The organism is Galbibacter pacificus (assembly GCF_029603165.1).
GTDB classification, from domain to species: domain Bacteria; phylum Bacteroidota; class Bacteroidia; order Flavobacteriales; family Flavobacteriaceae; genus Galbibacter; species Galbibacter pacificus.
The window spans coordinates 433737-449428 of sequence record NZ_JAQSVC010000001.1 but is presented as its reverse complement, the minus strand read 5'-3'; the positions used below and the strand labels follow the sequence as shown (position 1 = coordinate 449428).

General features: G+C 38.2%; 10 protein-coding genes. 3 read left to right on the top strand and 7 right to left on the bottom strand.

The window, feature by feature from the left end; genetic code table 11:
* Positions 1 to 3: 3 nt before the first annotated feature.
* The 3 genes from PSF86_RS01860 (at position 4) to PSF86_RS01850 (ending at position 3351) form a co-directional block, all read left to right on the top strand.
* Positions 4 to 1434: a SusD/RagB family nutrient-binding outer membrane lipoprotein gene (locus PSF86_RS01860; protein ID WP_277898355.1), complete on the top strand. Its 1431-nt coding sequence runs from the start codon at positions 4 to 6 to the stop codon at positions 1432 to 1434.
* A gap of 180 nt (positions 1435 to 1614) precedes the next feature.
* The gene (locus PSF86_RS01855) at positions 1615 to 2400 is read left to right on the top strand and encodes a glycerophosphodiester phosphodiesterase (protein ID WP_277898354.1); all 786 of its coding nucleotides are present in this window, start codon (positions 1615 to 1617) and stop codon (positions 2398 to 2400) included.
* A gap of 12 nt (positions 2401 to 2412) precedes the next feature.
* The gene (locus PSF86_RS01850) at positions 2413 to 3351 is read left to right on the top strand and encodes an HAD family hydrolase (protein ID WP_277898353.1); all 939 of its coding nucleotides are present in this window, start codon (positions 2413 to 2415) and stop codon (positions 3349 to 3351) included.
* A 28-nt stretch (positions 3352 to 3379) separates the two neighbouring features.
* Here PSF86_RS01850 and PSF86_RS01845 read toward each other — a convergent pair whose 3' ends face one another.
* The 7 genes from PSF86_RS01845 to PSF86_RS01815 all read right to left on the bottom strand — a co-directional run bounded on the left by PSF86_RS01845 (position 3380) and on the right by PSF86_RS01815 (position 15689).
* The gene (locus PSF86_RS01845; RefSeq protein ID WP_277898352.1) at positions 3380 to 4060 is read right to left on the bottom strand and encodes a GDSL-type esterase/lipase family protein; all 681 of its coding nucleotides are present in this window, start codon (positions 4058 to 4060) and stop codon (positions 3380 to 3382) included.
* A gap of 258 nt (positions 4061 to 4318) precedes the next feature.
* A complete protein-coding gene (locus PSF86_RS01840; protein WP_335964760.1) occupies positions 4319 to 5080 on the bottom strand; it encodes a DeoR/GlpR family DNA-binding transcription regulator in 762 nt (253 codons plus the stop codon).
* Positions 5081 to 5313: 233 nt separating this feature from the next.
* Positions 5314 to 8484 (bottom strand): beta-galactosidase, LacZ type, encoded by a 3171-nt coding sequence (lacZ, locus tag PSF86_RS01835; RefSeq protein ID WP_277898351.1) that lies wholly within the window; start codon positions 8482 to 8484, stop codon positions 5314 to 5316.
* A 102-nt stretch (positions 8485 to 8586) separates the two neighbouring features.
* Positions 8587 to 10107 (bottom strand): PKD domain-containing protein, encoded by a 1521-nt coding sequence (locus PSF86_RS01830; protein ID WP_277898350.1) that lies wholly within the window; start codon positions 10105 to 10107, stop codon positions 8587 to 8589.
* A 31-nt stretch (positions 10108 to 10138) separates the two neighbouring features.
* Positions 10139 to 11299 (bottom strand): sialidase family protein, encoded by a 1161-nt coding sequence (locus PSF86_RS01825; RefSeq protein ID WP_277898349.1) that lies wholly within the window; start codon positions 11297 to 11299, stop codon positions 10139 to 10141.
* 74 nt (positions 11300 to 11373) lie between these two features.
* Positions 11374 to 13044 (bottom strand): sialidase family protein, encoded by a 1671-nt coding sequence (locus PSF86_RS01820; protein ID WP_277898348.1) that lies wholly within the window; start codon positions 13042 to 13044, stop codon positions 11374 to 11376.
* A gap of 17 nt (positions 13045 to 13061) precedes the next feature.
* The gene (locus PSF86_RS01815) at positions 13062 to 15689 is read right to left on the bottom strand and encodes a sodium:solute symporter family protein (RefSeq protein WP_277898347.1); all 2628 of its coding nucleotides are present in this window, start codon (positions 15687 to 15689) and stop codon (positions 13062 to 13064) included.
* Positions 15690 to 15692 lie beyond the last annotated feature (3 nt).

Sequence of the window (15692 nt, the reverse complement as noted above, 5' to 3'; positions counted from 1 at the left end):
ACAATGAAAAATATAAAATATATCATATTTTGTCTTGCCGCTTATATAATGGCAGGTTGCACGAGTGATTTTGAAGAAGTAAACACAGACCCGAACCTCATTTCAGAAATAAGCCCGGGAACCCTAATAAACCCTATTATTTACGGTCTTGCAACACATAATGCAGATAGAAGTGCCAGCATTACTTTTGACCTGATGCAAGTCTCGTTGCCTTTTCCAAGTGTTTCCGGTGGGCTTCATCGCTACGATGTAAGCCAAAACATAGGAAATTCATCTTGGTATTGGTACTACAGATGGCTAAACAATATCGACGAAATGAAAGAAGCGGCAATTTCTGCGGAAGATGCCAACTACGAGGCCATTGCTTTAACTTTAAACGCATGGGTATATGCCAATTTAACCGATCTTTTCGGCCCTGTTCCCATGACAGAAGCCAGCCAAGGAGAAGGAGGTATATTGTACCCGGCATTTGACTCGCAAGAATCTATATATCAAACCATTCTGGACGACCTGGAAAAAGCCAATGCAATGTATGAAACAGATGAAGATATGATCTATGCGGAAGACATTCTATTTTTTAATGATGTTATGAAATGGAAAAAATTTACCAATTCGCTCCACATGAGATTGTTGCTTAGAATTTCCAACAAAACGGAAACCAATGCCTTCCAAAAATTAACCGCCATGATTAACAACCCCAGTAAATATCCTGTATTTGAAAGTACAGACGAGTCGGCTATACTTCAGGTAACTGGCGTAACACCAAATGTTTCTCCGTGGGGAAGACCACAGGATTTTCGGTTGAACGTAAAAGTTGCTTCATTTTTTCTTGATAACTTGAATCAATTTGAAGATCCCAGAAGACCTTTTATAGCCACCTTGGCTCATGACGAAAACAATGAGGAGATTGGTTACAAAGGTATCCCCAGTGCATATTCAGGGCCAGAGTCGCAATTTGATTATGATGCATCTACCTTTAATATAGAACAAGTAGAAAACCCCATGCAGATATTTTTGCTAACGTATGCAGAGGTCGAGTTTATTAAAGCCGAAGTAGCCCAAAGGGGATTTATCGATAATGCAGAAACTCATTATGAAAACGGCGTTAAAGCAGCCATCGAACAAATCGGGGCCGAAGTTGAAGATTCTATTTTCGACAATCCAGATGTGGCATACAATGGAAGTTTGGAACAAATCATGCTTCAGAAATATTATGCCCTCTATTTTACCGACTATCAACAATGGTTTGAATACAGACGTACAGGGCTACCGGTTTTGCCTACCACCGATGCCATGCAGAACAACGCCATGATGCCCTCCCGTTTTTATTACCCATCGGATGTTCAGATAAACAATCAGGCAAATTATCAAGAAGCCGTTGAGATGCTGGGCGGACCCGATGATATTAACACCAAGGTTTGGTGGGACGAATAATCAAATTATTTAAATCCGTCTTATAAATAAAAATACATCAATATAAAACCGCTCTGTAGCTCGGGATGTCAAAACGATTGGTTTTCCATCAACCAGAAAAACATTTCACCAGGCTTGGGGCGGTAACATAAATTTCAATCTTTTAAACATATTTATTCAACATACATATTCAACAGGAAAATGAACCTTACTAAACTTATAAAAAAACATTTCATTTATGCAATTTCCGGAACAGCTTTACTTTTAATAAGTTGTAGCGAAAATGCAACAAACCCCACTATTGCACATCGTGGGGCATGGAAAAAACAACAGGTGCCCGAAAATTCAATAGCATCGTTAAAGCATGCCATAAACTTGGGGTGTTACGGCTCTGAATTTGATGTCCACCTAACAAAAGACAGCATAATGGTTGTTAATCACGACAAGGATTTTCAGGGACTGGACATTGAAACATCAACATACAAGGAACTACTTTCCAAATCGCTTTCCAACGGGGAAAAAACACCAACGTTAAAAGCATATTTAGAAGAAGGGCTCAAGCAACACAAAACAAAACTCATATTAGAAATTAAAACTGCGCCTTCGGGGAAGCAACGCACTCTTACACTAACAAAAATGGCGGTCGACATGGTCCATGAATTAAACGGATCCGAGATGGTTGAATATATCTGTTTTGATTATGATGCCGGAAAATTGGTCCATCAATTGGATGCCAATGCACCAGTTGCATACCTTAAAGGAGATATTGCGCCCAACAAGGCAAAATTGGATGGTTACACAGGCATTGATTACAACATAAATGTATTTAGGGAACATCCTGAATGGGTAAAAGAAGCCCATGACGAAAAAATGACCGTGAACGTATGGACCGTTAACAATGCTGAAGACATGAAGGATATGCTGAAACTAGAAGCAGATTTTATAACTACCGATGCGCCCGAAAAGCTTATGGAAATTACCCAATAAACCATTTATAAGATGAAAAGTCGAAAAACCCCCATACAGACAAGCTTTATTTTTTTACTATTTTTCTGCTGTTTTTTATCGATAAATGCTCAGGTTTATCAAAAAATACCCCAATGGGATGAGGAGATCAATACAAGCATAAAAAACTACCTCGATTCAACCATGTCCCAAACAGGAAGAAAAGTGGCCGTTTTTGACTGCGACGGGACCCTTTTTGGTCAAGCGCCATATTATTTAGCCGATGAAGCCCTATTTGCTTATGCCATGGAACATTATAAAGGCAAAAAAGATTCCCTTTCGGTTTCCAAAATGGCCATAGTAGATTCTTTATTGCACGGCGATAACCAAGGAACCGATTATGTAAAGCGAAGGATAAATTTTTTAGCAGGGCTTCCCGTGAGCGAAGTAGAAACAATGGGCATGAATGCCTATAAAGAAAAGTACGGGCAGAAATTCTATCCAGAAATGAAGCAATTCCTTTTAAACCTTAAAGAATTTGGTTTTGAGGTATGGGTTATCACTGCCTCACCCGAAGTGCTCTATCAAAGATTTGTAAATGAAGAACTTGGAATTCCTAAAAATAGGATTATAGGGGTTAAGTCTGTTATTTCAAATGGCATTCTTACCGATCAACTTGTATCCCCTATCCCGCAGGAAGAAGGCAAGGCAAAAACCATTGAAACCTTTATAAAAGCAAGCCCCATGATAGTTGGTGGGAACAGCAGGGGAGATCTGGAGATGATGGAGCGCTCCACCGGAATTAAAATTATTGTAAACCCAAACGACCAAAAAATCTATTCGGAAACCAATGTGCGGGAATTAAACGGTAAAACCCTAAAAACTTTTTGGACACAACATCACGCAATTGAAGTCCCATGTAAAGACACCGTTAATGCAAAGACACATTACGTTTCCAGGGCATGGAACGTAAAAATAAACGCTTCTCATTAAACAAAAGAATTAGTTAGATTATGTTAGCTTAGTTAGCCAAATACGGTTGGAGGATCTTTTTCCAGTGCAAATAACCAATTTCATTGAGATGAAGTCCTTCATCCGTATATTTAGCGTCCAACCTAGCTTCATTATCCAAAAACAACGGATATAAATCAATCAAGGTCACACTATATTTATCAGCCAATTCTTTTATCCCTTTATTTACCTCAAGAATATGATTGTCCTTATGGTAATGCCTTTCATAAGCTTTAAAATTACTATTCACCGGAAGGATTGTTTCCACAAACAATTTGGTATGGGGGGATTTGCTTTGAATGTGCTGTATTATCTTTTCATAATTCCCTAAAATCACACTGTCTGGAAAATTGCGCGAAATATCATTAATACCAATAAGCATAAATATCTTTTCGGGCTTGCCCTCGGTTATTTCATCCAACCTTTCCAGAACTCCAAAAGTCGTATCTCCAGATATCCCCCTGTTACGTGCATCGGGAAGCCCTAGCAATTCATTCCAATGTGCCCTTGCCGTTATGCTGTTCCCTAAAAATACAATATCGTTTGGATTATCTGGATAGCTTTTAAATTGACGAACCTGAACATTGTATGTTTTAGGCCTATACGTAGTATCTATGGTTTTATTTTGCGCATTTAACACACAAAAACTTAAAGTAATAAGTACAATACAACCGTATCTTTTTGTTTTCATAGTAAATAAAATAATGTAAAAAAAGAAATAATACGTAATATAAAGAAACTTTATAGAACCTGCGTCAATAATTTAATTTTTATTTTATTAATTGAAGGGATTTTGATTAATGGGAAGTGTTTTGTAACTATTTTCAAGCAACGTTTTTTAGCCTTTTTATAAACTATTTTAATAATAAGGACACACTATAACAAATTAGGTTGATGATATTGCTCTTGCAAAAAAGCATGGTAAATATCGAAAACAATCATACTGTTTTTAAACAATGGTTACCTTGATTCCGTAATCTTCCAAGGCATTTTTTGTGAAATCAGAGATGCCTTCATCGGTAATTATTTCATCAATATGATCAAAGCCGCAAATCTTTCCAAACCCACGTTTTCCAAATTTTGTGGAATCGGTCAACACAATGGTTTTTTGGGACACATGAATCATTTGCCTGTTTAAGTGTGCTTCCATGACATTTGCGGTGGTCAATCCAAAATCGAGGTCAATCCCGTCAACTCCTAAAAAAAATTTGCTACAAGAAAAATCGGCCAGATTGTTTTCTGCATATAGTCCTGTAACAGACGAAGACCTTTTTCTAAGCACGCCCCCCAATTGAATAACCTCGATTTCAAGGTGCTTATTTAATTCCAGGGCTACGTTTAAGGCAGATGTTATGACCGTTAAATTTTCTTTTGGTTCTATTTTTTTTGCCAATGCCAATACCGTTGTACCGGAGCCTATTAAAATAGAGTCATTGGCCGTAATGAGCTTTGATGCTGCCAGGCCAATGCTCATCTTTTCGTCCAAGTGAATCTTTTCCTTTTCGCTAACATGCTTATCGGTAGCATAAGGGTTATGCAATGTAGCGCCACCATGAACCCTGTATAGCAACCCTTTTTCTTCCAAAAACTTCAAATCTTTTCTTGCCGTAACAGGAGAAACATCCATTTTATCGCATATATATTGAACTTTGATCTGACCTTCTTGGTTAATTTTTTCAAGTATACTTTTGTGTCTGTCGATAGTACTCATGCAATAAATTTTATTTAAAATATATGGGAGGTAAAAATCTATGTAAGAAATTACAAAGATAATTATCTAAAAATATAAAAAATAAAATTAGCTTTTAATTTTGCATTATAAAATAGTATTGAAATCATTAATTAACTCAATATGTTTATGCATTCTTATCGACATTAAAAAATTATTATTGCCAAGGTTATGTAATATTCAATTGTAAACTATCAAAAACAAAAAACTGCTTACTATTTATTTATGGGGTATATGTAATAGCTATATTCACAATTAACCGGCTTTAACCGGTACTTTTCGTATGTTCTTCTTCCCCAGCTATTATCACCGGCCACGCCCATCTGCTTATAATCTATGTTCAGGCTTATTAAATCCCTGGGGATTATATCTGTGGTATGCCGTTGTTGCTTTTTTTTCCCGGCATCAAAGTCCGATATATAATTATGATGGGCACTGAAGGATATGGTCGGCACCCCCGAAAACAACAAGCCAATGCCTTCTTCATTAGTCAATTTGACCCAGCGGTTGTCGGTCCGGTATCCATTTTCCTGTGGGCGACTGTACGGAAAGTACAAGTCCTTTACTTTGGCCTTGTATATACCCATAAAAGCCGATTGCCTGCGGTCCCAATAGTTTTCATGAGGCCCTCTCCCATACCATTCTACATTGTTATATTCCTTGGGCAATATAATGTTCATCCCAAATCTTGGCAACTCCGAAAGTCCTTGCTTTTTTTCTTCAGGTGTTGCGCTATCTTCCCATCCGAACATAAATTTATTGTCTACCTTAATCCTACCATCGCCATAAATAGTATATACTGTTCTATAAGTTGAATAAACTTCGGCTATATTGTATAAAATTTCTAACGAAACATTTTCTTTAGATGCGTTTAAAATTTTACAGGAGCTAATTTTGTAATGCTCTGAAGCCTTTTTCCATTTATGCCCCCTTTTCGGCAATCCATTTCCAAAATCATTATCGGTTGCAGCACGCCAAAAGTTTATTTTAGGCCCGCGTTGTATCAGTTCATATCCATTAACCTTATACGAACTTAACAGCCCGTTCTTTTTGTCAAATTCAACAGAAAAACGCTGGTTAAAAATCTTGATTTTTTCTCCATCTTCTTCTATCCTAGGTTTTTCTCCCCTTAGTGAAGAAGCCACTTGTATTTTTGCGTATTCAACTCCATGGTTTAGTTTTATCTGTTTACGCGCAATTATATATTCATGGGGGACCAAGCCTTTTTGTTTTATCGTCTTTACGTAAAAATTTATATAATATTCTTTTGATTTGCTTAAGGAATTGGCAAGATCCGGTACGGTAAAGGAAATGGATTTTTGGGGTGCCACATCAAAACTTTTCAACATGCCTTGCTTTACGCCCACTCCATTTTCGATAAGCTCGTAACCAAAGGCATATTCTTTTAAGTTTGTAAAAAAGAACCTGTTCTTAACCTCAAAGGTATAATTAAGAGTTTCTTTTAAAGTAAAATCAATATTTTGATAAATATCTTTTACCTCAAATAATGCCGGATGCGGTGACCTGTCTGGGTTAACCAATCCGTTCATACAAAAATTACCGTCGTTATGATACTGGCTTGGGGCAAAATCTCCACCATAGGCCCAATATTTTGTACCGGAACTATCTGTTTTAACCAATCCCTGATCTACCCAATCCCATATAAATCCTCCTTGATGTTGCGGGTGTTTATACACGTAATTCCACAGGTCGATCAAATTCCCGCTACTATTTCCCATTGCATGTGCATATTCGCACCATATAAAAGGCCGGTCGGGATATTTGCCTATGTAATTTTTATCGATATCCTCTAAACTTGCGTACATCCATGCGATAATATCGGTGTGCCGCTCTTTAAAATTTTCCCCCAGCTCTGCACGTTCGTAATGAACGGGCCTAGATGCATCGCGGTTTTTAATCCATTTATAATTATTTACAAATGCGGGACCATCGCCAGCTTCGTTCCCCATGGACCATACAATAACCGATGGATGGTTTTTATCCCGCTCGACCATCCTGTATATTCTATCGTGGTGCATCTTTTCAAATTCCGGCTTGTTAGCAGGGGTTTTGTCTTCATCATAACCAAAGCCATGGCTTTCTATATTAGCTTCATCATAAACATACAGACCATAGGTATCGCACAACTCATACCAATAAGGGTCGTTTGGATAATGTGAAGTCCTCACGGCGTTGATATTATTTTGTTTCATGAGCCGAATGTCCCTCAGCATACTCTCTTTGGAAATTACGTGCCCTGTATACTCATCGTGCTCGTGCCTATTAACACCTTTAAGTATAATAGGCTGCCCGTTAACCAAAAGATTTCCGCCTTTTATTTCCACATTTCTAAAGCCCACTTTATTGCTGGTCGACATCAGAACCTCACCTTCCGCTTTTAAAGTGATAACCGACGTATATAATTCTGGTGATTCGGCACTCCAGGGCTTAACATTCTTTAGTTCATATGCGAAATAAACAGAATCGTTGCCTTCACCTTTAATCATCAATTGCTTTTCTTCCCTGTACAAAACCTCTTCTTCATCCCAAAGGGTGACTTCTATGGCACATCCATTTTTGCTTTTCGATGTATTCTTCAGCAGTATGTTTGCCGAATACATCCCCAAAGTATAACTTTGGTCTAAAGATGCCGCTATAAAAAAATCCTTGATGCTTATTTTAGGTTTTGCATACAGGTATACATCGCGTTCTATCCCGCTTAAACGCCAGAAATCCTGATCTTGTAAATAACTGGCATCCGACCAACGGTAAACCTCAACGGCCAGATCGTTTTCGCCTTTTTTCAAATATGGCGTAACGTTAAATTCCGCTGGGGTTTTTGCCCCTTCGCTATAACCTACTTTTTTACCGTTTACCCATACGTAAAAGGCACTGTTTACGCCGCCAAAATATAAATAAACGTCTTTCCCGTTCCAAGTTTTCGGAATTGTAAATTTCCTTTTGTACGAGCCTACCGGGTTATAAGAATTATTAACATACGGTGGGTTTATGGGAAAGGGATATTCAATATTTGTATAGAGCGGAAAATCATAGCCTTGCAATTGCCAATCTCCCGGCACTTGAATATCCTCCCAGTTATCAACATTAAAATCCATTTGATGAAATGTCGTTGGGCGGTCTTGAGGTTTACTGGAAAAATGAAATTTCCATGCTCCGTTCAACAATTTATAGTTTTCGGATTTTTCAAAATCATTTTTCTTTGCTTCCTCTAGGGAATTATATACATAAAAAGTTGCATGTGGCTCTTCCCTATTGACAGAGACAACGGACAGGTCCTCCCATTCTGGGTGTTTTTGGGAAAAGCCATATAATGCTGATAGCAAGGTCAGCATTATGATTTTAATGTTGGGTGGTAATGTGGTCATGTATTTTGTATATTTTCAATAATTAATAATGTGGAACCAAATTAATTATTTTTTAATATGTATATCCCTTTAGCGCCATTTAATATCCACATCCTATAAAATTTATAATCCATATAAAGTGGCAATTTCTGTTTCAGTTAAGGCCTTGTTGTATATAACAATATCGTCTATAGCTCCTTGATAATAGTTCCCTAATTCTCCCGGCGAAGTTTCTTGGGCTCCGATTTTAAAGTCTTGTCCATTTGATACTTCTTTTGTTACTGTTTTCGACATTTCTTTAGATAAAGTACCGTCCACATACACCTTGGTCAAGCCTCCTTGCCTTACACAAACCAAGAAGTGCCAATTATTATCAGCTACGCCCGTTGGGACTTCCGCAGTACCTACATTTAAAATAGCGCCTCCACCAGAATCCTCAGTTGCAAAACGCAACAGCCTATCACTGGTATTATCTCCCAAACGCAACCATGTTTGATTATCACCTGGACCATTGGCACCACTTTCCTGCCATAACATCATTTTTGTAGTGTTATCGGTTTTAACCCATAACCCAACGCTATAATCTGAAGTCGCAAAATTCATGGCTGCATTATTTGATGCAATAATAGCGCTGCTTCCTGTAAATGTAGCTGTAGTATTCTCCATACCATTTCTGTTTGCACCTGTATAATCTATGGAGCCTGCCACATTGGTAGTTACTGCATTCGGGCCTATATCGTTAGCATTTCCGTTCAAGGGATAAAAGGCTGCCAAACTTTCCCCAGGAATAACCATTATATAATTTTCTTTTTCTACCAGCGACGATTTTTCACTATTCGAGGCCGTCAAAGTAACCTTATACCTTCCGGAAGTGTTGTAAACTACCGTTGGATTTTGTTCATTGGATGTTGCTGGAGTCCCACCTTCAAAAGTCCAGTTCCATGAGGTTGCCGTTCCTACTGAAGTGTCCGTATAAGCAACACTAGCCCCTGTATATGTGTTTGTTTTATCAGCTGTAAAGCTTGCTTCAACAGAAGTTGCGTCGATTATAGTTAAATAATCATTTTTTACGCCTTGACTAGACTTATCTCCATTTGAGGCTGTAAGTTTTACGGTATATGTACCGGGATCTTCAAAGGCCACCGTTGGGTTTTGCTCTTCCGAACTAAATGAAGCCCCGTTTGAAGGGATAAACTCCCATTTCCAGCTATTGGGATTTCCACTGGACATGTCTGTAAATGTTATATTTTCGCCTTCTCTGGCACTGGTCTTATTTGCTTTAAAGTCTACCTGGATTTCAGGTGCGTTAACAACAATAAATTCTTCGTTACTTATAGATGATGATTGCCCGCTACCACTAATATGAAGGGACACGGCATACGTTCCCGAAGCATTAAATGTTACTTCTGGGTTTTGGAGAGAAGATGTAGGAGGTGTTCCCCCTTTAAATGTCCAGTTCCATTTAGAAATATTTCCAATGGACATATCTGTAAATTGAACCGTTTCCCCAGCATTAATGTTTTGAATATCAGCTTTAAAGGCAGCATCCATATTTTTTTCCGCCAAGCTATCGTCATCGCTACAGGAAAAGAATAATGTCAGTAACAGAAAGTAAAGCAACGAGGGTAAATGTACATTTTTCATAATTTAAGGTTTTAGTTGTTTGTTTGATTGGTTATTTTAATTTGTCAAGCGAAAAGGTTTCAAAAGATATTCCGTCATATCGATCGTCTTCGGTCTCGCCAGTTTCATAAAGGATCGCGGCTCTGTAATCTTTGTAATTTGCCAAATCCGAATAGGCTGCGAAACCATTGTGGAGCATTAAAGACTTTGACCAGGTCTGGCCATCGTCGTTACTTAACCGGACTGTCATGTTTTTCCGATCGTTAAAATCAGCAGGATTGGAGAACAACAAAATATTTTCGTCAATAAGGTCTCCCTCAAAACTATACCTGTGTAGGCTTGCCTGTACAATAGGCGTAATTAAAGTATTGTCGAGCCCAAGATAATCCCAGTTTTCCCCGCCATCTTGACTTATGGCCACTTTTCTTCGTTTATCCCCACTGTTGCTATTCCGCATATTTAGCATCAGTGACCCATTGGATAACTCGGCAATTTCGCATTCATTGGTTTGGGGTTCTGGAGATATGCCTCCAATTTTCCATGATCCCCCATGGTCATCTGAATAGATAACATGAGAATATCCTTTTCGTTGAGCGTCTATATAATCGCAGCCAACAAGCAGACGCCCTTTATAAGTTCCTTTGGTTACTTGGATACCAGAACCGGGTCCAGTGGCATACCAACGCCAGTTATTTAATTTTACATCGACAGTAATCTCTTCCGGTTCGCTCCAGGTCAACCCCTGATCGCCTGATCTAATTACATATACCCTTCTGGTATCGATGGAAGTCCCGCTGTTAATGGGACCAATATCATCGTTTCCATTATTCCAAGAAGCCAACAATACTATTTCACCCGTTTCTGCGTCATAAACTGGAGCGGGATTCCCACATGTATTGCCACCATCGTTCCATACCATAATATTTTCAGACCAAGTTGCACCTCCATCGGTAGACCTTTTTACAACCAGATCAATATCTCCGGTATCAGAGCAGTTGTTTTTTCTTGCCTCAGCAAAAGACAACAGCACTTCATCATCTATGTTTAAAAGCGCAGGTATTCTATAACACGAGTACCCTTCCTGTCCTTTTTCATAAATAAAGTTTATCCCATCGCTTCCAGGATACTTGGTACCATCAGAAGAATTATTGTCTTCGTCTACAATTAAACTTCCGCCTGGATCCTCTACGCAATTTGAGAATAATAGTGCCATGCATATAAATATTGAGCACTTCATCATAAACATTCGTGATTTTAGTTTAAGAATTTGTTCCATTTTTAAAACTTTTAGTTTGTATCATTTATCATAAGATCTTTAAGCGGTATTTTTTGAAAGGTCATATCTGCCTGGCTACTTTCATAAAGTACCCCCACATGATCTTTGCCTACATGGGTAATGCAAGAATATCCTCTACCATAACCTTCATCGAGGAGAACCTGCTTTTCTTCTGGCCATGTTTTACCATTATCCACACTGGCCTTTAATGTGATATTGTTCCTGCCTTCTTTGGTATTGGGGTTAGAAAACAATAACACGGAATTGTTGCAATTGTCCTTGTTTATATTAAATTGATACAATGAAGCCATACATACCGGTTCTGGGAGCGCTTTATGCGAAGAAGAATGCTCTTTCCATGTTTTACCCATATCGTTTGTAATATAGACGGCACGTCCATTGGTTTTGCTTTTATCCTTTCTGTTTCTATTATCCCGCATATTTAGCATTAATACACCTGGAGAAAGCTCGACAACTGCACATTCGGTAGTATTATTATGTGCTGGATTACTGGTTTTCCATGTTTTGCCATTATCTGTACTATAGGTAATGTTAGAGAAAGATACTCCTTGCTCATCCCTTCCCTGTGTTGGAAATACCAAGGTTCCGTCATGCATTGTAATGCCTCTTCCAGGTGCAGGAGCAAAGAGCCACCATCCTTTTTTCTTACACATTTTGGTTATGTTAATGGGCTGACCCCATGTTTTACCGTTATCGTTACTTTTGGAAATAAGGAATTGAGAAGTTTCTTTAATACCGAATCCAGGCTGGGATCCTTTGTTCTTCCATTGATGGTTCCATTCATCATTTTCATCGGTAAGGCCTTCAATCCATTTTCCTTCTTTATTTATAACGCCGTGCATCCATAGTCCGGCCAAGTAAACTGTATTCGTCTTTTTGTCCACAAGTAAAGAGGCGTCACTAATACCATTAAACTTTTCTGGCAGGCCTCCATACTCACCTTTGTCCATGGCAATTATCATTGGTTCCCATGTATTGCCACCATCCAAGCTTCTGCTAATTCCTATATCTATGTCTCCCTGCAAGTCTCTTGACATGTCTCTTCTTACATCATAAGAGGCTAGCAATATTCCATCATTAGTGGTAACCATCCCCGGAATTCGATAGGTGTGTACATTATCATCCCCATGTTTCCTAACTGCCACCCCCATTCTTAATTTTTTTGGGGCTTTAAGTGGTCTAGCGGCAACAAATCCATCCATGGTGGCAACAGACTCACAATAGGCCATTACTTTATGGGTAATATCGACGTTTTCTTTCAGTGTACACGATAGTAAAAAGTAATTGTGTTCTTTGTTTAGTTTGAAATTTCCTTTGAAGGTAATTTCTTCTGAAAGCTTTTTTAAGGTTGAAAACAGCATAGGGTCCTCCCCTATTTTATGCTTTTCTTTTATATGAAAAATACTTGCCGAACTTAAATCGTTTACATCAGTACCTTTTAAATTGATGCTCATTCCTTTTAGAACAGCCGGCTTCAAAGTATCCTTCAGTATAACATCTATCAACAATAATTGATTGACCTCCTTATTCTTCAATACCGGATAAATTTTTTGTTGTTGTTCTACAATAATATTTTCTGGCTTTTCTGTGCAGGAAACAATCATAGCAATAAAGATGGTTGCACAAAGAAATCGTTTGAGTATTATATTATCTTGACACATTTTTATGATTTTTTTATTTAATTGGTCTTTGGTTTTAATATCAAGCTCAAGGCATATCCCAGAAGGTAGCTCAATGCCAAGCCTATGAATGAATAGAGTAAAAAATTAATTTTTGTATAACTGCTTATGTACCATACCGCCACCGCACTTAGCAATACTCCCCATAAAGTACCGGCTGCATTTGCCCTTTTGGTTATAATACCAAGCAAAAACATACCGCCCAGACCACCGGTTATTAGGCCCAGCACACGGTAAAATTGATCCCATAATGATTTTATATTAGAATTGGCCATCCACAATGCAAAAGCAACCCCAATAGCTCCCATAACCAAAGTTGCGACCCTAGCAATAAGCAACAATTTTAAATCTGGGGTCTTAGGGTAATATTTTTGGTAAAAATCATTGCAAAAAGCAGTGGAAACCGAATTCAAACTACTGCTAATGCTCGACATGGCCGCAGAAAACACTCCGGCTATTAAAAGTCCCGACACCCCTATGGGAAGCTCATTGACTATGTACCATGGAAATATAGAATCGTTAATTTGTATATCTGGAGAAAGCTTTTCAGGCATTTTACTATAAAAAATAAACAGCAAAGTGCCGATTCCAAAAAATATAACCGTTGCAGGCAGGGTAAGTACTGCATTGGTATATAGTGTTTTTCTTGCATTTTTTACACTGCTGCTGGTAAGATAACGCTGCACAATTGTTTGGTCTGTTCCTTGCGTGATCAAAGAAGATGCCAACCCACCGAGAAGCACTACCCATATGGTAGAAGATGTAAAGTTAAAGTCCCAGTCTATAATATTGAATTTATGATCGGCAGAGGCCATATCGATTGCATCTAACAAAGAGGTTTCTGAATGGAAAAGTATCCAGAAAATAACCAAAATACTTCCTCCCATTAAAACAATAACCTGTAGGACGTCTGTCCATATAACAGCTTCAATCCCTCCAAACGTGGTATACGCCATACATAAAAACCCCATAATTAAAATACTGGCTTCTACTGGAATACCCGTTACTATAGAAATAGCCAAAGAAGGAAGAAGCAAAATTATACCTATGCGCCCCAATTGAAAAAGTATAAATGAAATACTGCCCAAGACCCGGGCTGTATAATTAAACCTGACTTCCAGAAACTCATAAGCCGTATTAATTTTTAACTTGTTAAAATAGGGGATAAAATATATTGCAATAACCGGAACAATAAGAATAGCTGCCATATTAAGAAAAAAATAAGACCAATCCGTTAAAAATGATTTTGCAGGTATTGCCATAAATGTCAATGCACTCAATAAAGTCCCAAACACACTTAAACCAGAGGCCCACCAAGGTACCCGGCCACCTCCCTTAAAATAATCATTGGTAGATTTTTGTTTTCGGGAGAAATATAATCCAATAAACAGGGAAATGAGAAGGTAAGCTATAAGTATGCCATAATTAAGTGCTCCAAAAGATTTCGGATGTCTTCCCATTGACAACCGCATTATTTTGGGAGTTCTGATTCCAGGGCGGATTTCACCAGAAACAAAATAAAAATCCCTACCACTTTTAAAAGACAAAGAAGTTACTGGAAAGCTTGCAATGGAATCGTAAACCATCCAACTTTTTGTAATGGTATTGAATGATAATATTTCTGGGCTAAAGCCCGGGTGTGTATCTAGAATACCGCTCTTTTTCTTTATTAGCCCTTGTTTTATAACATCATTATCGGTATTGCTAATTTTTGTTTCCAAAGCTTCTAACTCAGAAAACAGCTTCCCGTCATCCCCCCCAAAAAGAAGAATCCCCATGGAACCTATGGGCTGAGCCGAAGCCGCCATTATTGTTTTACTTTCACCATGTACCGTTATAGGTAAAATGCTGTCCCATTTTTGTGTTTTTAAATTGTAAGATGTATATGTGTTGAGTAGTTCTGTACCAGCTCCCTTTTGCAATGATCTGCCGCCAAACACAAATATTTTTTTTGAAAAAGAAGTTTCCTGAACGGCCATACTATGAAAACTCCTTGCAGGTCCGGGCATGCTTTTTAAAACCTTCCATTTTTTATGGGCATTTAAATTTAGTTGATAAAAACCGCCATAACTCTGCCCTTTATTGTCTCCACCGGCAACATATATGCTGTTTTCGACCCTAACTGCCGTAAGATTGGACAAAGGCCGTGGTAAGGGGGGAAAATTTATGATGGATATTTCATCATTTTGATTTAGTTTCACTAAAAAAACCTTAGAAGAGCCACCTTTTTGATTGTTACCTCCTATACATAAAACACCTTCATCAATAGCAATAGAAGCGCCATAGCCTATTGGGGAAGGCAACTTTTCGTCTAGCAATTCCCATTTATTATCCCTTAAAAGATAAATAGAGCTGCTCCAGACTTTTTTTCCTCCCTCCCAAGGTTTTCCCTCTGGAAAATTAGCGCCCCCCATTGCCAATATGCCATTTTGCACCGGGCCACCAAACATTCCCGCATACCCTAAAGAAGGCACGGAAACTGTGGTTGAAGGCAAATTGGGTAAAAATTGATGCTGCAACCCCGTTATGGAATCAAGTTTTTGAGACCTTGCAGGAAAAATATACAATACCATTAACAGTACTGGTAAAACATATTGCAACTTATACTTTTGAAAAATCATCATCATTTA

Coding starts and splice junctions, on each gene's coding strand:
- PSF86_RS01860 (WP_277898355.1), top strand. CDS start 4: ATGAAAAATATAAAATATATCATATTTTGTCTTGCCGCTTATATAATG.
- PSF86_RS01855 (WP_277898354.1), top strand. CDS start 1,615: ATGAACCTTACTAAACTTATAAAAAAACATTTCATTTATGCAATTTCC.
- PSF86_RS01850 (WP_277898353.1), top strand. CDS start 2,413: ATGAAAAGTCGAAAAACCCCCATACAGACAAGCTTTATTTTTTTACTA.
- PSF86_RS01845 (WP_277898352.1), bottom strand. CDS start 4,060: ATGAAAACAAAAAGATACGGTTGTATTGTACTTATTACTTTAAGTTTT.
- PSF86_RS01840 (WP_335964760.1), bottom strand. CDS start 5,080: ATGAGTACTATCGACAGACACAAAAGTATACTTGAAAAAATTAACCAA.
- lacZ (WP_277898351.1), bottom strand. CDS start 8,484: ATGACCACATTACCACCCAACATTAAAATCATAATGCTGACCTTGCTA.
- PSF86_RS01830 (WP_277898350.1), bottom strand. CDS start 10,107: ATGAAAAATGTACATTTACCCTCGTTGCTTTACTTTCTGTTACTGACA.
- PSF86_RS01825 (WP_277898349.1), bottom strand. CDS start 11,299: ATGGCACTATTATTCTCAAATTGCGTAGAGGATCCAGGCGGAAGTTTA.
- PSF86_RS01820 (WP_277898348.1), bottom strand. CDS start 13,044: ATGTGTCAAGATAATATAATACTCAAACGATTTCTTTGTGCAACCATC.
- PSF86_RS01815 (WP_277898347.1), bottom strand. CDS start 15,689: ATGATGATGATTTTTCAAAAGTATAAGTTGCAATATGTTTTACCAGTA.